This is a genomic window from Bacteroidia bacterium, from assembly GCA_033391075.1.
In the GTDB taxonomy this organism is placed as follows: domain Bacteria; phylum Bacteroidota; class Bacteroidia; order J057; family J057; genus JAWPMV01.
Genome location: JAWPMV010000001.1, coordinates 1,799,948 through 1,818,229, shown reverse-complemented (window position 1 = coordinate 1,818,229; position 18,282 = coordinate 1,799,948). Strand labels below are relative to the sequence as shown.

The following is an 18,282-nucleotide window of genomic DNA, read 5'->3' as shown; positions in this document are numbered from 1 at the left end:
TTGGTCAAAACCCTTTGGGGTATAGCTCAGGAAATAGACATGAAAGATAAAATCGTCATGATAAGCGGTGCCGCTTCAGGCATCGGTTATGCAACCGCCCACAAACTTGCTTTGATGGGGGCAACTACTATTTTATTGGATAGAAGTGAACATAAACTGCACGAAGTTCGACAGGAACTAAATAGAAGCACACAAAATCCCAATATAGATTACCTTGCTGCAGACCTTTCCCTGATGAGTGAAGTCCGGAGAGTTGTTGAAACTTTTAGTGAATTTTACGATCGTTTGGATGTCCTGATCAATAATGTAGGTGTGATTTGCCCTACCCTCGAATATACCTTGGAAGGACACGAAAAAACCATTGCTACCAATCACTATTCCTGGTTTCTCATGACTCACCTTCTCGCGGATCATTTGGGCAATAGCCCCGAACCCCGGATCATCAATGTAGCCTCGGAAGATCACAGGCAGGCTAAACTGGATCTCACAGATATAAACTGTGAGAAGAACTTCAATCCCTTGCTGGCATATGCCAATTCTAAATTGGCGATGATCAGCTCCAGCTACCAACTCGCCAAAAAACTGGAAAATACCCACATAAGCATCAATTGCCTGCATCCCGGTTATGCGAAGACCAATCTTACTGACAGCATTAAGAAGCGTTCCTTTGGTTCGAGACTGCTTGACTGGAGCCAGAAAAAGCTAGCTGCCTCTGCTGCAAGCAAGGTTCAGGTGCATTTGGCTACTTCTGGTGAGCTAAAAGGAGTAAATGGTAAATACTGGAATGAAGAATGCAAAGAAGTAAAAACTTCTCGTGACAGCTACGATGAGATTTTTGCCCTCAGAATCTGGAAGCATACAGAGGAAGTGGTTGGGCTTCAACTAAACAAGAACCAGGAGGATCATAGTTATTCCTAAGAAGGAAGTGCAAATTCAAGCTTCAAGTTCAAACGCAAAGGAAGTTAATTTTCAAAAGTTTGTATGTAGAAAAAGTATTTGCGAAAATAATTCTCCCGACCTAAGAATCTCGAATTCTAAAAAAGCTTCCCCATAGATTATGGGAAAGCTAATAAAGTACTTATTTAAAGACGTATAATTTCTAATTACTTTGAGAGAATCATTCGCTTAGAAGCAACATAACTTCGTCCGTTTGTAGCTGTTCCTGTAATTGTATAAATGTATATACCGCTGCTCAGCTTGGAAGCATCAAATTTATATTCATGTTCCCCCGGAGCCAATATATTTTCAGTTGTCATCTCAAATACTTTCTGCCCATAAGTATTAGATACCGTCAAGGTAATTCTCGAAGGATCAACTAAGCCAAATTGGATGCTAGTGGTTTGATCAAATGGGTTTGGATAGTTGCTTAACGCAAATATTTGCTCCGGAAGCTTTGCTTCAATAGACGTAGTCCATGGGGTAATCATTGGCGTGGCATCCATAGTATTAGGATCGTAAACAGCTATAGCATTTACCATTGAATCTCTTATTGCTGCTACAATCGCATCTCTGCTAGCTAAAAATTCTGTTTTTTTATCCGAGAACCAATTCAAATCGCCGAGTGGTAAACCGTCTGTTCCGGCTGTTTGCATATATACATTTGCATAAGTCAAATCAATTGCTGGTGGCCAACTCAGTGAAGGCTGCCCCCCTCCATCAAAGGATACGGGTGGTGGAACCCGCCAATCAGGCCATTCAGCTGGAGCATTAACGTTCCAATGATAATTTAACCACTTTAGAATTGAATCGGTCTTCCCGGGTAGCATAGTAAATTCGGGATCTACATCTGCATAGTTTGTACCTATGGTGTAGTTTGTATCAGCAACGATAAATGAATCTACGTCAGGATGTTCCCACAAGAGACTGGCAGACATGGAATCACCAGGTACACCCGTATACCAATCCAGAATTTCCTGCTCACGAAAAAAGAGGTTTTGGCCTAAATACAAAGAAATCTTATCCAGGGAATCTTTTGAATCGGCAAAATAATTCCAGGTGGTAAAATAGGAATCGTAGGTATTATTAGGATTCATTGAATTGTCATTCTTACGGCCTCGTATGTGGTAGTTATAGTAAATATTATTTGCCGTAATCATCTCATTTGCACGCTGCTCATGTCCATTTACCGTTTGATTTATGTAGGTGTTATGCATCTCATGAACATTAGCATTATGCCAGGGGCCACTGTTGCCCGTCAAACGCCCGGAGTTGACAACCGAATTGTTCTCAATTGTTACAGAAGAACAAGCAACATCCATACGGAGTGGGAAGCCGCCCCAGGGAGAATTACTTAGTCGAACTCCATTAATGAACACACAATTGGTGATGCTAATGGTATCGCCTTTGAACTGGTTCCTCAGGGCGAAATTCGTCCAGTCAGTAAATACACAGTTATCCGCGATCATTTTGCTCCCACCAGTATTTGCTACGAAAGTACCGCTAACTTCACCAGAGCTGTTTGTTCCACTAAGCAGAACATTTCTGAAGGTTATAGATCCTCCTGCTTTAAGTTCAAAGAAATCTCTAGCTGAGCCATCCATTGCCGGTGTATTTAGCAATACAGGAAGACTATCGGCATCCATCACCCAGCCGTTGTCAGGTCCTTCGATCGTTATCTCAAAGTCCAAATCGATACGGCCGTCAAAAGCATAATATTTACCAGCCTCTACTGTGTAAACACCTGGGCCAATGATTTGAGTGTTTACAGTCTGCCCTGGATCCAGAGCTGTTTGTGCAGTCGAAACGGTGAACAGCCCAACAATAAACACTAGGAAAAGTGTAGTGATTTTTTTCATAATAAGTTTTTTAATTGTTTAAGGTTTTGGAGTTTTATTTTTGGGAGGTAAGTATGACACTCAATCTCACTTCATTGATTACCTGTTTAGTATTTAAACTTTATGCTAATCAAAGCCATAACGAATACCAATATCCACAGTCCTACCATAATATTGTACGGAAGAAACTTTTTGTAATGTGCTAATAAATGAACGGTCAGCAGTGTTGGTAATGTTGTTGGCATTGACAAACAGCTGCAGCCGTTTGTTAAGCCAGGGTAGTTTCTGGTAGGCAGTGAAATCCCAACGCCTATATGCAGCCGTATATGAATCTAGTTCGTCATAGGTTCTATTTATCCCCGTAAGAATATTATCCTGGTAAACGAAAGATAAGCGTGCTGAGAAGTCCCCCACATCATAGCCTAAGGTAAAATTAAACACATCATTCGGCTGATTGGGCATCCTGCCGGCTCTTGTGGAATCAACAAATACGGTTTGTGCAAATGGACCCGATCCAAGTTTGACGGAAGTTTGAAAGGGATAGCTGGTTTTAGAGTTGATATGTGTATAATTCACATTTAGCACAAAGCCTTTGAGGAAAGAAGGCAGATAATAAAAATGTGTTTGCCAGTCCAGCTCAAAGCCCCTTACGGAAGAGGTCGCATCCAAATTGATCCAGGTGTTAATGACGGTCTGCTGAGTTTGTGGCAAAGAGAACCTATCATTGACTGTTTCAGAATCTTTGCTCCTAAAACTTGATCTAACAATCAGATTGTCTATTTCCTTGTAAAAAAATCCGGCTGTAAATAATCCAATTTTATTTTTATAAACCGAAGCATAAATATCATAATTTTGTGATAGGGCCGGTACAAGTTCAGGATTTCCTAATTCCAGGGCAGGGCTGCTGAAGGAATCAAAATATATATAAGGGGAAATGGCCCGGTAATCTGGATATATAATACTTTTGGTCCTGGCCAAACGGATATCCAGCCAATCTGTAGGTTTTACACGGACATGAAGCTGCGGAAACCAGTTTTGGCCATTAATATCATTTGATTCTAAGGCTTCATTGCTAAAATCTTCTGGATTAGGGCCAAACCTTTCTGTAAAGAATGAATTGTAAAGGAAGGCAAAATCTTCATACCGTATACCGGGAAAAAGCGTGACATATTTACCAACTTTAATCTCTGCCATCCCATAAAATGCCAACAAATCTCTTTCATAAAGATAATCATACTGCGCGGACTCTTTTCCGTCAATGGGATAGTAACCACTATAAATGGCTAATTCTTCATATCGCTTCATCTTCTGGATATCAGCTTTGTAAAAGAAGTTATTAATTCCCTCATTTCCAGAAAGAAAATCCCCAACATCATAGCTGGGTTGTTCAAACAAAAAGGCCCTGATGCCCAGGTTCTGATCAAGATTTGTAAGCCCCAAATCCGTCCAAAGAGAATCTTTCAATACTCGTACAAATTCTTCCCCCAGGAAGTTCCTGTCTGGCTGACTAAAATTTTGTGTCTCATCATTGTCTCTGGAGTTGCGGACATACTTTCCCCCAAATTTTAATGTACCAGAAACTGCTTTTGAAAAGCTAAAAGGAACCTGGAAATTTAGAACGGCTTCCTGAGCGGATTCAACCACATCCCGTTCCAGGGTGTAAAAACGGGTCACACGCTTCGCATTAGGTTCTGGTATAATCACAGCGGCATTTAGCAACTCACCGGGTGATGCCTTAAGCGGATCAGTCAATGAAGGAGTTGTAAATCCAGCTTCGTTCTGAGCTATGCCAATATTCATGCGCAGATCACCCGGCGTATATTGTTTGGAAATAGAATTTGAGACAGAAAAATCCATGCTAAACTTTGCAAACTTAAATTCCCCCTGAATCGCATTGCTAAGCATCGTATTGCTAAATTCTCTTACTGCTGCAAATCCAGACCACTGATTACCGATGAGTGAAAGAGAATTTGATTGTTCTACCTGATCTTGAGAAAGATTGCTTATGAAATTATTCATAAGGAGTGAGCCATTTTTAAATTGGTAGTCAAGAATCAATCCCCCTCCTAATCTTTGTCTATCCGTAACGCGGTCGCTTATGCTCACTCGATTAAGGTCGATCGGAATAAAACCTGCTTCCAAGGAATCTTCTTCATTTATTGCATATCCGACATTTAGGTTATCTGAATTTCTATTGGAATTATCCAAATAACCATTAACCTGAATCCCAAATTTCTTCTTGAAAAATCGATTACTTAGGAAACCACTTACTCTATAATTCCCATAGGTATCTCCCGTCGAGCCATAGCCAGCTTGCACAGAAATATTACCTTGTGCCCCATCTCTGGCTTTTGCAATTTTTAGGTTAACTGTTCCCCCCACTGCATCTGCATCCATATCCGCAGTCAAGGCTTTGGTAACTTCAATCCCACTAAGCACATTGGGAGCGATCATATTCAAATCCACACTGCGATCATTGCGGTCAGTTGACTGCATACGCACCCCATTTACCATCGTCACATTATATTGGGGAGATATACCCCGAACGGCAACCTTTTGGCCCTCTCCCCCATTTCTGATCAAAGATAATCCGGGCAACCTTGATACTGATTCTGCAGCATTCTGATCTGGAACATCTCGTATTCGATCTGATGACACCACATTTTTGATCGTATTTGAGGACAACTGTTCGTTGATAGCATTCATCTGGCCTGAAACCTGGGCAGATATTTCAACTTCTTCAGTTTGAACACCGGCATACTCTAATTCTACCTTAATTTTTAGTGGGGTACCTGCAACAACAGTAACGGGTGTTTTTTGATCTATATAACCAATATATGTGGTAATCAAATTATAATCTCCAGCAGGAACCCGTTGAATAATGAATGCACCTTCAACATCCGTAGATGCTCCAAGACTTGTTCCCTCCAATCGAACATTTGCAAATGAAATATTTTCCCCGGAAACTTTGTCAACAACGCTTCCTGTAATATTGCCCAATTCTGCGCTAACTGCCCCAAAGATTGTCCGCGCAGAAACCTGTTTTTTCGCTGGAAGAATTACCTTACTCAGATAAGCTATAGAATCTTTGGTACTTTTCTGTACAATAAGAGACTCGCTCTCCTCGATTTTCTGGATTTGCTCAAATTTGCGTGCTATTTTCCTTATTTTCTTCTGGCTTGTTTGATCCTCTTTAAAGACGATATAATATTTATCCGTAAGTTGTTTGTACTTCAATCCTGTTTTTTCTAAAGAGCGATTGACAGCTGACTCTATTTCTTCTCCCTCTCTAAACTCAAAGTGAATGTTGATTTTGGACAATAACCTGGAATCATACGTTATGATCACCTGGTATTTTTCGCTGATCTGATCTATTACTTCACTTAAGGGTTGTAGCTGAGCCCTGATGGTTTTGGCATCTAGGGGGACCATTAACATCCAAAACAGGAATACTAATAACCATGATTTTTTAAAAAATCGCCGATGTAGTAGTTTTTTCTCCATACGTCTAGGTGTTATTTAATAGTAGTCGTAAAAGTATTATTCAGCTTTTTTGTCGATGAAATATCTTTTCCCTTCCGATCTTATCCTGATCCCATAGACTTCACTCAAGGTTTGCAGAGTTACGTCCAAATCTTTGATGGGAACCCCTCCGGAAATAATCTCTTTTTTGAGCTCCTCAGACTGCCACACAAACTGGATTCCATATATGTCTTCTATTTCGAATAAGGCATGGGGTAAAGGCGTATCATTGAAAATCAACGTACCTTCCTTCCAGTAAGCGTTTTCAAGCACAGAAGCATTTTTTTGGTTCTCCTTGAGCTTATTTTGCTTCTTGGAATAGGCAATGAGATCACCCGGATCCATTTCAATGAAATCTGTAGCAGGATTCTCAACTTTCAGCCTTACCTTTCCTTCTTCTAGAAATACTTTGGTTTGGTCATTTCGGGTATTAACATTAAAGGAAGTTCCTAACACATTCACGGTCAAATCCTCTGTCAGTACCTGAAAATCTTCATCGGTTTCCGGAATTTTTTTTACTTCAAAAAAGGCTTCTCCCTCCAACCATACTCTTCGGGGATTTCGCGTATTGTATCTCAGGCTGGAATTGGCATTAAGGGTAACCTTAGATCCATCAGGAAGGTATGTTTCCAATTGCTGGCCGTATGTCGTAGCCAACATGATTTCTGTGTGATGGAAAAACTGGAAATAGGCAAGGCCAGAAAAAAGCATAAAAATGCTGATTGAGGCCACCAATGTCCAGGGTTTCCATAAGCTGACAGTTTGGGGTTTAAGAGGCTGTATATGTGCAGAAGGGCTATCTTCTATTCGATTTATTAAGCGGTTCAAAGCTTCTTGACCTGAGCTTGGATCAACCTGAATGTCTTTAAAAGGAATACCCAATACCAAGGTTCTACCTTCCTTTGCCAGTTCCCAGTGATGCGGATGATCATTGAAATAGTGTTCCCACATTGAAGCGTCTTTTTCGTCTCTTTGCAAAGCCCAATTGATGAAGCTTTGGTCTTCAAGCCATTGTTCCAGTAGTACTTTTTGCTCCTCGTTTAAATTCATGTTTTTTAATCCAGCCAATAGTCATTCCCGCCGTGTTAGATAGACGGGTTATTTAATAAGAAGGACTTGGTCCCTTTTTATACTATTGTTTTTTGGAAAAAAAATGAGAAAACTAATCGAGTGGGGAAAATTCGTCTAGGACAGGCCCAGAATCACTAATAATGAGGAGGTGATCCCAAAGAATTTTTTTAGCTGCTTGTTCTTTCGAATTTTTTTCAAGGCTTGGTAGAGCGTATTCAAGATGGTCTGATTTGCTACCCCCATGATTTCGGCAATTTCTTTGGTACGCAGGCCATTGTAATAACGCAAATATATGGCTTCTCTTTGACGCCAGGGTAACTCATTCAAAGCTTGAGTTAATGCTTCTTGAATATGTTGTTGGCTTGCTTCCTGCATACGGAGGTCATCCGCTGAAAACTGAATAGCTGTAAGAACAGGTAATTCCAGGCCTGCATCTTTCTGCTTTCTTTCCTTGCTCAGTTTTTCAAGTATTCGCCGTCTGAGGGAACTAAATAAATAGGCTTTTAGCTGTTTTACATCACCCAAACGATCATGGGCTTCGAAAATATAGAGAAACAACTCTTGTACGCATTCTTCAACTACTTCAGGAGAAGGAGAAATTCGTAATCCATAATGCTTAAGAAAATCGTAATGTCTCAAAAAAAGTACAGATAATGCCTTTTTATCCCCACCCTTAATTGCCGAAAACAATTCTATGTCTTTCCACTCCTCCATTTACTAAATCTATTGGAAAGGCTATAGAATTCCTAATAGGGCTAATCTCAGAGAATTATGCTGATAGATAAAAGACTTATGGCAAAAGAATGCTCTACATTATGAAGTTCCCACACTACTGAAATGTAATGTGATATACTGTTCAATGAAATGCCTTTACCATAAGTCCAAATTCTTTATTTCCTCAGCAAATAACTTCCCGAGAAAGCATGCTGATCTCTTTTTGAAAGGGGATGATATCGCGCTGCCTGTACATCTCTAAACAAGCGTTCCAGGCCAAGTGATTTACGGTAGGCCAGGCCTCCACATACTTCCATGCTTTGTCTTAACAATTCTATGGCTCCTTCTGCCAACAAGGTCTTTCTACTTAGAATCTTGTGAGCAATTTCATCATTGGGTTGGAAATCAAAATTGTTATTGATGCGAAGCATATCTTCCAACATGATCTGTACCTGGCTCAATTGATTGCTCATTTCCCCGATGGAAGAAGAAGTATAGGCCTTGCTACGAGGAGCATTTTTTACCAATTCCAAACTGGTCTTAAATGCCTTTTCTGCTATACCCGTGTAGACAGACATGATCAAGGGCATGGCTACACCTAATACTACATTCCACACGGGATGAAATTCCCCCTGCTTTCTTCTCAATTTGATCGCCGCTTCCGGGATGAAGACCTTATCCAGCTTTACCGTTTGAGATCCCGTCCCACGCATACCCAGAGTATCCCAATCATCGAGCAAACTCAGGCCTTCGGAAGCAAATGGAATGGCAAAGTGATATACTTGTGTTCCCAGATTTTCATCTTCAAAAGGAGCCGAAGTAACCAGCATATCTCCTACCGCTGATTGGCTTGCAAAATATTTACTTCCACTCATGAGATACCCACCTTCTACTTTCTCCAATTTCCCATTGGAATCCAGCCAGTCTTTTGCACCTGTACTTACCAAAATGAGCTGATCTTCCCCTACCCTTCTCAGGATTTCTTCTCCTCCTTTGCCTTGTTTGTATTTCCATACATTGGCGGCAATCAGGTGTTGATGCATTGACAAAGCCAGAGCAGTAGAGGGACAATAGCCTGCCATTTTTCTCAGAAGCAAAGATACCTCTTCGAAGGCCAGACCCGGACCTCCCAATTCACGGGGAACCAGTAGGGAAAAGAAGCGATACTTTTTTAACTCCTTATAATTTTGATCTACAAATAAGGCTTGTTCGTCATAGGAGCGAGCTCTTTTCTCAAAAGCCTCTCCCAATTGATCTACCAGATCGCGGTAGAGGATGAAATGATTGATTGCTGTGTTCTTTGTCATAATGATAGAATTGCTGCTTGTTATAGCGACAAATCTATTCGACAGTTATACTAATTGCAGGCTTTCCTAGTGGTTGGAGGACTTAGTTGAGTAATCGGTAGAAGATTTTTAGTGGTAAAAATCAAAGCTTTCGGTTTTGCTAGGCGGAAAAGTCAGGCCTGGCCGCCTGATAATCGGTTTCAAACAAAGGGGAAGAAATCATAAAATCAGCAGTTGCACGATTGGTAGCTGTTGGGATGTTGTACATAGTCGCTATGCGCAGCAAAGCTTTTACATCCACATCATGAGGCTGAGCCTGCATTGTGTCCCATAAAAAAATAAACATATCGATCTTGCCTTCTGCGATCAGCGCTCCTAATTGTTGGTCTCCCCCTAAAGGTCCCGATCTCAATTTCAGTACTTCTATTTCCTGCTTTTCATCCATACTTTTAGATAGCAGTACTCCTTCAAGCATTCTACCAGTAGTACCTGTGGCTACAATTTTATGTTTGATCAATTTCTCCCAATTGTATCCTACCCAGTCCATGAGGTCGCGCTTGCGATTGTCATGAGCCACCAATGCGATCGTTTTTCTTTCTTCCATAGCAGAAAGGTAAGAAAAGGCCAGGATATGGAAAACTTGCCTGGCATAGGATTGAAAACAGCACTTCTTAGCATTATCAGAGCAGTGGGGATTATTTAGGGAATAAAGCGTAATTTCGCAGCGTGCTCAGAGAATGTACTATACAAATAAGTCCGGAAGCCCTATCTAAAGAGGACGGCATCAGAAAAATCGCGGCCCGGGAACTGAGGGTTCCAGCTGCTCAAATCAGTGGATGGGAGATACTGAGGAGGTCTATTGATTCCCGCAAAGGCAAGCCAAAATTTGTCTTAAAACTGCAGGTAGCTATAGATCAGGAAATGCCCGAGACTCTCTTTCCGGAATTTCCCCTGCAAAATGTAACCCATGCACAAGAGGCTCATATCATAGGCATGGGACCTGCGGGTATGTTTGCAGCATTAGAACTCATCAGGCAAGGAATCAAACCGGTCATTATTGAAAGAGGGAAAGCCGTAAGGGAAAGGAGAAGAGATCTTGCAAAACTGAATAAAGAAGGACTGGTCAATCCAGAAAGTAATTATTGCTTTGGAGAAGGAGGAGCAGGAACTTTTTCAGATGGCAAGCTTTATACACGGGCCAAGAAAAGAGGGCATATAAAAGAAGTACTCGAAATATTGGTAGAGTACGGAGCTAATCCGGATATCCTCGTCAATGCACATCCTCATATTGGTACCAATAAACTCCCGAAAATCATCCAGCAGATTCGTGAATCCATCATAGAATGCGGAGGAGAAATCCAGTTTGACTCCCGCTTGACAGATTTACGGATCAGCGAAGGGAAAATTTCCCATATTCAGATAAATGATGCAGAATGGATCGCCATACATGCACTTATCCTCGCTACGGGTCATTCTGCGCGTGATATCTTTCATTTATTGGATCGCCATAAAATCAGCTTCGAAGCAAAATCATTTGCCATGGGCGTACGGGTAGAACACCCACAAGCCCTCATTGATAAAATTCAATACCGATGCGAAGACAAGCGTCACCCTGAACTTCCTGCGGCTGCTTATAGCCTGGTTCAGCAGGTACAGGGAAAAGGCGTTTATTCATTCTGCATGTGCCCGGGAGGAATCATCTGTCCTGCCAGTACAGCTGAAGGAGAACTGGTCGTAAATGGATGGTCTCCCTCAAAGCGCGACGGCTTTTTTGCCAATTCGGGCATGGTAGTCGAAGTATCTCTATCTGACCTCCCCAACCAAAGTCCTTTAGCAGCGGTTGAATTTCAGAAAAGCATAGAACAACGTGCTTTTGCAGCAGGAGGAGGCAAACAAGTAGCTCCTTCTCAGAGATTGGGAGATTTCGTCAAGGGTAAGTTTTCCCAAAATTTACCCGATTGCTCTTACCTACCTGGAACAAATAGTGCCGATTTGAGAGACATTTTACCTCAATTTGTATCTAAAAGATTACAAGAAGCATTTCGTTCTTTCGGTAGGAAAATGAAAGGCTACCTCAGCAATGAAGCCATCATCCTCGGAGTAGAATCAAGAACTTCCTCACCGGTACGCATTCCCAGGGACAAGCAAAGCCTGATGCATCCCCAAATCAATGCTTTATATCCCTGCGGTGAAGGCGCCGGTTATGCAGGAGGAATCATGTCCGCAGCACTTGATGGTATGCGCTGTGCGAAGGCTCTTTCAGAATTTATCAAACAAAATTGAGGAATTCCTTACTACCTTACAATTAACAGATATAAAGAAAGTTCTTATTCAGTTGAAGCTGTATTTTAGAATAATACATGCTCATAAATAGAAGCTAAAAGCTAATATATGGTAAGACCCTACCTGAACAAATCTGACCATGAAGAATATCTGCGGCAGTTCAAGGCGGAGCGCAACAAACGCCTTAAGAAGAGATTGCTGATCGCAGCTGCCAGCTCTGTGGTACTTGTCAGTGTATATTTTTCCATTTTTGGAGTGAGTAATTCCATTCCAGACTCTTTTCCTATCTATCTGGGAGGAGAATCCGGAAATGGTCCTGAAGCAGAAAAAAATGAGCTAGAGGAAAGCTCTGTAATGGTAGCAGAAGAGAATACCGAAAACAAAAAGGAGGAGAAAATTCCTGCCATCCTGGACTCTAACACGCTTCCCATAGAAGTTCAAGTCGAAGATATGGGTACCTCAAAGCAAGCTGAGGAAGGAGAAGATCCCATAAACTTAAATGAGTTAGAGGCAGCTATCCAGGGAAATCCCATTCAGGAAATTACAGAATCTCAATATGATATCGCTCGCGGGCCGATGGCTGAGAAAGTTTCTGACAGGACAGGGATGAAAAAGAACCCCGAACTTTCTTCCGCCAGCATTTTATTCTCAGCAGAAAAAATGCCCAAATTTCCGGGTGGCTATTCAGCTCTGAAAAAATATATCAAGAAAAGTTTACGTGTGCCTGAGGAAGCCAAAAAGGTGGAAGGAACGGTTCAAGTCCAATTCATCGTGGAAGTAAATGGCAGTATCCAAAGTCCCCGGATTGCAAAAGGATTAGGCCATGGATGTGATGAAGCGGCTTTATCTTTGGTAAAAAGCATGCCCAAATGGATCCCCGGCAAGCACAATGGAGAAGAGGTAGCGGTTTATTATAACCTGCCTATCAAGTTCTCAGGCAAGTAAACATCCAGATAAGAATAAAGGCTCGAAATCTTTTTAAAGCTTTCGAGCCTTTATTTTTTGCCATATTTATTGCCAGATACAACCTGAAAGTTCTAAATTCATTCTTTTGCAATACCTAAGCCTTGATAAAGACTATACTTCGATTCTCGCTGATCATTCTGGCTTTACTCATCCTCTTTCAATTGAGTAAAGCTTCTGCCTTTGTACCTGAAATTTCCGGAGAATTAATCTTGTCTCTCGGTGCCCTCCTTTTGCTGGGATTAGGCGGATATTTGGGTTGGCTTTCTAAAAAGGCTCCCGTCAAAGTGGTACAAACCGCTCCTGCCAGACAGGAAATTGACCTGGAGATGATCAGCAAACTGGATGTAAGTAAGCGGGAGATGGAGGTTTTGGCCTTAATAGCTGAAGGATTATCTAATCAGGAAATAGCTGAAAAACTTTTTATTTCTGAAAGCACCATCAAAACCCATGTTTCAAACCTCTTTGTGAAGTTGAATGTAAAGCGAAGAACACAAGCTGTCTCAAAAGCTAAAGAGCTGAATATCATAGCATAAAGCAGTAGTACTTTCGTATGATTATGCAGAATGGTACGAAAGTATGAATGCCCTTAGCGATTAAATCCTGTCCTTGGGATCATGTTCAACAAAAATATATAGACATGAAAAAAAGAATCTTAAAAACCGCAGCAATAGGATCAGCCCTGATGGTAGGTATCCCTTTCCTGAGCATCTTCTTTATGGGAACCGGACCCGAAACATTTCAAATCGGAGAGGTAATAGGATATTCAACCATAATAATTGCCATGGCCCTGATCTTCTTCGCTATCCGTTCATTTAAAGAGGAAGAAAATGGAGGGCTATTGAGTTTTGGAGAAGGGATGAAAATCGGAACGGCTATAGCGGCTCTTGGAGGTCTGGCATTTGGATTATACAATCTTCTTTATGTTTTGGTTATTGATCCGGATTTCACCGAAAAATACCTGGCCTACTCTAGTGGCCTGGAAGCAGGGAGTCCCGAAATGGCAGAACAAGTTGCCCAAATGAAAGAAGCCTATGGATTCTGGATGACGGTAGAGGGCCAAACAGTAACCATGTTTATGACTGTATTCCTGATTGGATTTATCATCACAGTTATCTCCTCTCTCATTCTCCAAAACAAAAAGGTACAGAACCTGGAAAGCAAATTGGCATGAAAGCAGATTACATAATCCTCGGACATAGCTCTCATGTAAATGGAGTAACATTTAGCAAGGATGGCAGCAAACTGTATTCCTTTGGATTCTCAGGAGAACTTAAAGTTTGGAACAGCAGCGACTGGAGTCATCTACAAGACTTGAATGGACATAGCAAAAGCGTAAACGGATTGCTTGAACTGGAAAATAGCCTTATGAGTGGAGCTCTGGATGGGAAACTCAATGTGTATGAAAAAGAAAGCGGGAAACTGATCAAGACCTATGAAGATCATAAAAAAGGGATCAATGGATTGAAGTTGAGTGATGATGAGCAGTTTATCCTGAGTTATGGCGAAAAACGCATGGCGGTTTTGAGAAATGCAGAAGGCGAAATCCTGAATGAATTGAAAGCCGACGCCCGCCATCAAAGTGTCAAAGTGATTAGTCCAGATAATAGCTATATACTCATCGCCGGAGTTGGAAATAAAATCAGGAAATTTTCCCTGCCGGATTTTGATCTGCTCAAGGAAATGGAGATCGGTCAAGTAGCCATAAACCGAGTCATAGAAACAAAAAATCAACTTTGGATATTGGACTATAGTGGAGAAGTATTTCAAGTGGATGCCCAGAGTTGGGAGCTAAAAAAGCAATACCGGCTGAATCGCAAAGGAGTCATGGGTATGTGTTATGCTCCTACTAGAAACGAACTCGCCATCACTGCGGATAAAGCGGTCATAATCCTGGATGCTGAAAGCCTGGAAGAAAAGCAGCTTCTGACAAGCGAAGCCAAAGGAAATTACGGCCTGTCCTGGTCGCCGGATGAAAAGACGCTTGCATTGGCTTCAGCTGATAAGCGAATCAGGATTTGGGAGTTGTAAACAACTTATTTGCTAGGAAAGAGCCATTTCTATAACTGGAAATGGCTCTTTTCTCGTTTACAGCTTTCTGGTTTTTTCTGGATAGAAGTCCATTCATTGACAGACTCTATCCATTTGTTGAGACAATTATGTATTCCGTTGATTTTTGTTTTTGAAGGCCTTTATCTGCCATAAGTTTGAATTCAGATAAGATCAACTAAACCAAAAATCAATCAATGATGAAGTATTTCTTGCCATTACTCCTGGCCTTATTCACCCTCCTCGCTGCATGCGAAGGAGAAAGTGTTTGTATGGAAAGCAACTGGTATGAAGACGCGGATGGAGACGGCCTGGGAAATCCAGATAATAGCATCAGTGCTTGTGAACAGCCAGATGGCTTTGTTTCCAATTCTAATGATACAGATGATGCAGGAAGTAGTAGCGTACAAACCTATGGAGATGCATTAGCAGATCAGATCGATGCGGGGGACGGAAACGGCATTGATAATTCTTTTAGGATCAGTGGACTGGTTATTGATGAGTCTTCTCAATCCTATTTTGCCGTAAATGGTGTACATCCTGTAAATATGGGAGATTATGAGTCTTATTATCCCAAATCCATCGTTCAGGCATCCTTAGCTACAGATGAAATTATTGCTGCCTGGTCCTTTGATGCCTCGACGCTCGGACGGCAGGTAGATATGGAAGCCCTTTGTTTTGCAGAAGATGGAGACAAGCTATATATCGGTGATGAGTACAATTATATCTATGAACTTGACCTTACTTCAGGTCTTGTGAGCCGCGAATGGAATTTAGCAGACATAGGTATTAGCACAAGCGCTGATCGAGGAATAGAGGCTCTTACTTATTACGATGGATATTTTTTCGCAGGTATTCAGGAAGAAAGGAGAATATATCAGCTTGACCTCCACCTATCAGCAACCGAAGAAAATCAAGCGGATTTCCAAAAAGTCGAAAGCTTATCCTCTTTTGAGGTAGCCAGTTCTCCCTCAGGTTTGTTTGGCGGGAGTGATGGTAGTCTTTATATGGTAGCTTTTGGTGGGGGAAATGTCAATCAAAACATTTACAAATATTCTACCGATGGCAGCCTCATCTGTACCATAACCATTGGGGATGAGGTAGATATCCAACAAGCGGACGGAATTTACCTTGATAGCAATCAGGAATATGTATACATCGCTGATTCTCAAGGAGCCCTAAATGGTCTAGCCTCTGTATATCGCCTAAACTGGAGCGATCTGACTTGTCAGTAGCACTTCCAATCTTTGAACTCTATTCAACAAAATTTCAAACACAAAATTTAGTAACAATGAAGCATTTAAAATTTTCCTTGCCCATACTTTTAGGGCTGTTTGTAGCATTTTCTGCTTGCGAAGAAAGTAGCTGCCTCGAAACCAGCTGGTATGAGGATGCGGATGGCGATGGATTGGGAAACCCAGGAGTTAGCCAAAGTGCCTGTGAACAACCCGATGGCTATGTAGCTGATAATTCGGATACCGATGATAGCGGAAATACATCCGGAGCAGCTGAGACACCTACTTCCGCATTTGATGAGTTTGATACGGATAATGTGAGCATTTCCTTTAATGGAAGCACCATCTCGATTGAGTCTAATGGCTACCCCAATCATGAGTCTTATTACTTTGCCTCGACCAATCCCCTTTACAATGGAGACGATGCTTGTATGACCTCTACAATGCCGACTCCTCATACGATCGATGATGAGACCATGAGTTTTTCCTTTACGGTGGATGCAGCACCTACTTTAGCAGCCAGTCCTACAGAAACAGGCCTCGGAACCATTGGTCTTTGTACTTCAGGAGCTCCTATCTACAATGACCGGGAAGGCAACAATATGGCCCTGGATGAATTACTATCTAATACCCTTGATTGTGGGGGTGGTCATGGAGGACCTACGGGATACCACTATCATACAGAAGCCAGAAGTTCAGATTTAGGTCTTTCTTTTGATGATGAAAAGCTTGCAGGGATTATGATAGATGGATTCCTCCTATATGGAAGAAAATGCAATTCTACGGGAGATTATCCTTCTGACCTTGATAGCTCGGGCGGACATACAAGTACGACCCAACATAGTGATGCAGAGAATTTTTATCACTATCACATCATAAATGATTTTTTGGTCGCTGATTATATCGCACTTTTCTCTGTTAATCTTCAAGGAAATTTTTAAGCGAAACCCACATATCTGCCATAAGAATGGCTTATGGCAGATATTCCCCTCCAACATTAAAAATATGAGAATCTACTTCCTGCTTATCCTGTTATCTGTATGGGCTTGTGATCGGTCTGCTGGAATCCAAATTTCATCTCAGCCTAAAGCAGGTCTTACCGAGCTTCCCACCTATGAAATACCAGCAATAGAAACAGCCGAAGAGGATTTGGTACTAAATCGGAGTACAGGAAGCTGGAGTTTACATGGAATTCCCTATTCAGGCTATTCAATCAAACGCTTTCCTGATGGAAAGTTGGAGAAGAAAACTGGATTTTATCAAGGGAAAAAGCAAGGAAAATCCTGGGCCTATTATCCGGATGGTCATTTGAAACACATTACCCCTTATCATAAAAATCTTGTACATGGAAGGGTTCATAATTGGTTTGGCAATCAGGGACATCCCCCGCTGGCTATCCGAAATTATTACCTGGGCAAGCCTCATGGTTCCTATAAAAAATGGTATAAAAGCGGTCAGCTTTTCAAGCACATGAACTACGATTTGGGCAAGGAAGTAGGGTTGCAAAAGGCTTATAATGAAAATGGATCCCTATACGCGAATTACGAAGCGAGAAATGGAAGATCTTTTGGCCTGAAACGCGCCATGTTATGCTATAGATTGGAAGATGAAAAAATCAGCTATTATGAAGGCAATTAATTTTCTCCCCTTTTTCCTTTTCCTAATGGCTATGGGAGGATGTAAACAAAATGTGAAGAAAGATCACAGCTCAATTTTGTCGAGCAGGGTTGATTTTTTACCCTATTATAAGGAGGCGACTTACCAACCTCACTGGTTGTTATCAGCATCCTCTAAGCTGGATACTTTTCACAAAATTTCTCCTTTTGAACTTATCAACCAGGAAGGTGAAACTATCAGCGAAAAGACCTTTGAAGGAAAAATATATGTAACGGATTTCTTTTTTACCACTTGTCCGGGCATTTGTCCCAAAATGACTAACCATATGTCTCTTCTTCAAGAAGCCTTTATCAATGATGATGAAATCTTATTACTCTCTCATTCCGTGACTCCCGAGAAGGATTCCGTTAAAGTGCTTAAAGCATATGCAGAGGAAAAAGGAATACTTTCTAAAAAATGGCATTTGGCTACAGGGAAACGAGAAGAAATATACCGGCTGGGGAGAAAGGAATATTTTGTAGAGGAAAATTTAGGTATTCAAAAAGACGAACATGAGTTCCTGCATACAGAAAACTTTGTTCTTATTGACAAGCAAAGATACATTCGAGGTATTTACAATGGATTAAGTAAGACCTCTCTTCGTCAGCTCATTGCTGATATAAAGACTTTGAAAAAAGAGTCCTAAGTCTTTGTCTATTTTCCCAATACTCATCTCAGGAAACTTCGCGGACTGCTAGAAGTCGTATATTAGCTTGCAGGCATGGCTTT

General features: G+C 41.4%; 16 protein-coding genes. 10 read left to right on the top strand and 6 right to left on the bottom strand.

Annotated elements, in window-relative coordinates:
• Window positions 1–39 precede the first annotated feature (39 nt).
• On the top strand, window positions 40–918 hold the full coding sequence (locus R8P61_07245) for an SDR family NAD(P)-dependent oxidoreductase (protein ID MDW3646838.1): 879 nt from the start codon (window positions 40–42) through the stop codon (window positions 916–918).
• A 185-nt stretch (window positions 919–1,103) separates the two neighbouring features.
• Here the strand turns inward: R8P61_07245 and R8P61_07240 are convergent, their stop codons facing one another.
• The 6 genes from R8P61_07240 to R8P61_07215 all read right to left on the bottom strand — a co-directional run bounded on the left by R8P61_07240 (window position 1,104) and on the right by R8P61_07215 (window position 9,971).
• Complete coding sequence (locus tag R8P61_07240) at window positions 1,104–2,795, bottom strand: T9SS type A sorting domain-containing protein (GenBank protein MDW3646837.1); 1,692 nt, start codon at window positions 2,793–2,795, stop codon at window positions 1,104–1,106.
• Between the two features lie 105 nt (window positions 2,796–2,900).
• Window positions 2,901–6,206 (bottom strand): TonB-dependent receptor, encoded by a 3,306-nt coding sequence (locus R8P61_07235; GenBank protein MDW3646836.1) that lies wholly within the window; start codon window positions 6,204–6,206, stop codon window positions 2,901–2,903.
• A 108-nt stretch (window positions 6,207–6,314) separates the two neighbouring features.
• Window positions 6,315–7,346: a FecR domain-containing protein gene (locus R8P61_07230; GenBank protein MDW3646835.1), complete on the bottom strand. Its 1,032-nt coding sequence runs from the start codon at window positions 7,344–7,346 to the stop codon at window positions 6,315–6,317.
• Window positions 7,347–7,481: 135 nt separating this feature from the next.
• Window positions 7,482–8,081 carry a sigma-70 family RNA polymerase sigma factor gene (locus R8P61_07225; protein MDW3646834.1) on the bottom strand — a complete coding sequence of 200 codons (600 nt, stop codon included), beginning with the start codon at window positions 8,079–8,081 and terminating at the stop codon, window positions 7,482–7,484.
• A gap of 176 nt (window positions 8,082–8,257) precedes the next feature.
• Window positions 8,258–9,388: an acyl-CoA dehydrogenase family protein gene (locus R8P61_07220; protein MDW3646833.1), complete on the bottom strand. Its 1,131-nt coding sequence runs from the start codon at window positions 9,386–9,388 to the stop codon at window positions 8,258–8,260.
• A gap of 139 nt (window positions 9,389–9,527) precedes the next feature.
• A complete protein-coding gene (locus R8P61_07215) occupies window positions 9,528–9,971 on the bottom strand; it encodes a methylglyoxal synthase (GenBank protein MDW3646832.1) in 444 nt (147 codons plus the stop codon).
• A gap of 122 nt (window positions 9,972–10,093) precedes the next feature.
• Between R8P61_07215 and R8P61_07210 the strand changes: the two genes are divergently transcribed.
• The 9 genes from R8P61_07210 to R8P61_07170 all read left to right on the top strand — a co-directional run bounded on the left by R8P61_07210 (window position 10,094) and on the right by R8P61_07170 (window position 18,199).
• On the top strand, window positions 10,094–11,650 hold the full coding sequence (locus R8P61_07210) for an FAD-binding protein (protein ID MDW3646831.1): 1,557 nt from the start codon (window positions 10,094–10,096) through the stop codon (window positions 11,648–11,650).
• 108 nt (window positions 11,651–11,758) lie between these two features.
• A complete protein-coding gene (locus R8P61_07205) occupies window positions 11,759–12,595 on the top strand; it encodes an energy transducer TonB (protein MDW3646830.1) in 837 nt (278 codons plus the stop codon).
• Between the two features lie 122 nt (window positions 12,596–12,717).
• Entirely contained in the window at window positions 12,718–13,149 is a 432-nt protein-coding gene (locus R8P61_07200) for a LuxR C-terminal-related transcriptional regulator (protein MDW3646829.1), read from the top strand.
• A 104-nt stretch (window positions 13,150–13,253) separates the two neighbouring features.
• On the top strand, window positions 13,254–13,787 hold the full coding sequence (locus R8P61_07195) for a DUF4199 domain-containing protein (protein ID MDW3646828.1): 534 nt from the start codon (window positions 13,254–13,256) through the stop codon (window positions 13,785–13,787).
• A complete protein-coding gene (locus R8P61_07190; GenBank protein ID MDW3646827.1) occupies window positions 13,784–14,644 on the top strand; it encodes a hypothetical protein in 861 nt (286 codons plus the stop codon). Before R8P61_07195 ends, R8P61_07190 begins: the two co-directional genes overlap by 4 nt.
• Before the next feature lie 215 nt (window positions 14,645–14,859).
• Entirely contained in the window at window positions 14,860–15,897 is a 1,038-nt protein-coding gene (locus R8P61_07185) for a hypothetical protein (GenBank protein MDW3646826.1), read from the top strand.
• Window positions 15,898–15,953: 56 nt separating this feature from the next.
• Window positions 15,954–16,838, top strand: coding sequence for a YHYH protein (locus R8P61_07180; GenBank protein MDW3646825.1), 885 nt, complete (start codon window positions 15,954–15,956; stop codon window positions 16,836–16,838).
• 64 nt (window positions 16,839–16,902) lie between these two features.
• Complete coding sequence (locus R8P61_07175) at window positions 16,903–17,535, top strand: membrane-binding protein (protein MDW3646824.1); 633 nt, start codon at window positions 16,903–16,905, stop codon at window positions 17,533–17,535.
• Entirely contained in the window at window positions 17,522–18,199 is a 678-nt protein-coding gene (locus R8P61_07170; GenBank protein MDW3646823.1) for an SCO family protein, read from the top strand. The genes R8P61_07175 and R8P61_07170 overlap by 14 nt, the downstream gene beginning before the upstream one ends.
• Window positions 18,200–18,282: the final 83 nt, after the last annotated feature.

What these genes read in the sequence shown, in the direction of transcription:
- R8P61_07245 (MDW3646838.1), top strand. Translation starts at nt 40, where the DNA reads ATGAAAGATAAAATCGTCATGATAAGCGGTGCCGCTTCAGGCATCGGT.
- R8P61_07240 (MDW3646837.1), bottom strand. Translation starts at nt 2,795, where the DNA reads ATGAAAAAAATCACTACACTTTTCCTAGTGTTTATTGTTGGGCTGTTC.
- R8P61_07235 (MDW3646836.1), bottom strand. Translation starts at nt 6,206, where the DNA reads ATGGTCCCCCTAGATGCCAAAACCATCAGGGCTCAGCTACAACCCTTA.
- R8P61_07230 (MDW3646835.1), bottom strand. Translation starts at nt 7,346, where the DNA reads ATGAATTTAAACGAGGAGCAAAAAGTACTACTGGAACAATGGCTTGAA.
- R8P61_07225 (MDW3646834.1), bottom strand. Translation starts at nt 8,081, where the DNA reads ATGGAGGAGTGGAAAGACATAGAATTGTTTTCGGCAATTAAGGGTGGG.
- R8P61_07220 (MDW3646833.1), bottom strand. Translation starts at nt 9,388, where the DNA reads ATGACAAAGAACACAGCAATCAATCATTTCATCCTCTACCGCGATCTG.
- R8P61_07215 (MDW3646832.1), bottom strand. Translation starts at nt 9,971, where the DNA reads ATGGAAGAAAGAAAAACGATCGCATTGGTGGCTCATGACAATCGCAAG.
- R8P61_07205 (MDW3646830.1), top strand. Translation starts at nt 11,759, where the DNA reads ATGGTAAGACCCTACCTGAACAAATCTGACCATGAAGAATATCTGCGG.
- R8P61_07195 (MDW3646828.1), top strand. Translation starts at nt 13,254, where the DNA reads ATGAAAAAAAGAATCTTAAAAACCGCAGCAATAGGATCAGCCCTGATG.
- R8P61_07190 (MDW3646827.1), top strand. Translation starts at nt 13,784, where the DNA reads ATGAAAGCAGATTACATAATCCTCGGACATAGCTCTCATGTAAATGGA.
- R8P61_07185 (MDW3646826.1), top strand. Translation starts at nt 14,860, where the DNA reads ATGATGAAGTATTTCTTGCCATTACTCCTGGCCTTATTCACCCTCCTC.
- R8P61_07180 (MDW3646825.1), top strand. Translation starts at nt 15,954, where the DNA reads ATGAAGCATTTAAAATTTTCCTTGCCCATACTTTTAGGGCTGTTTGTA.
- R8P61_07175 (MDW3646824.1), top strand. Translation starts at nt 16,903, where the DNA reads ATGAGAATCTACTTCCTGCTTATCCTGTTATCTGTATGGGCTTGTGAT.
- R8P61_07170 (MDW3646823.1), top strand. Translation starts at nt 17,522, where the DNA reads ATGAAGGCAATTAATTTTCTCCCCTTTTTCCTTTTCCTAATGGCTATG.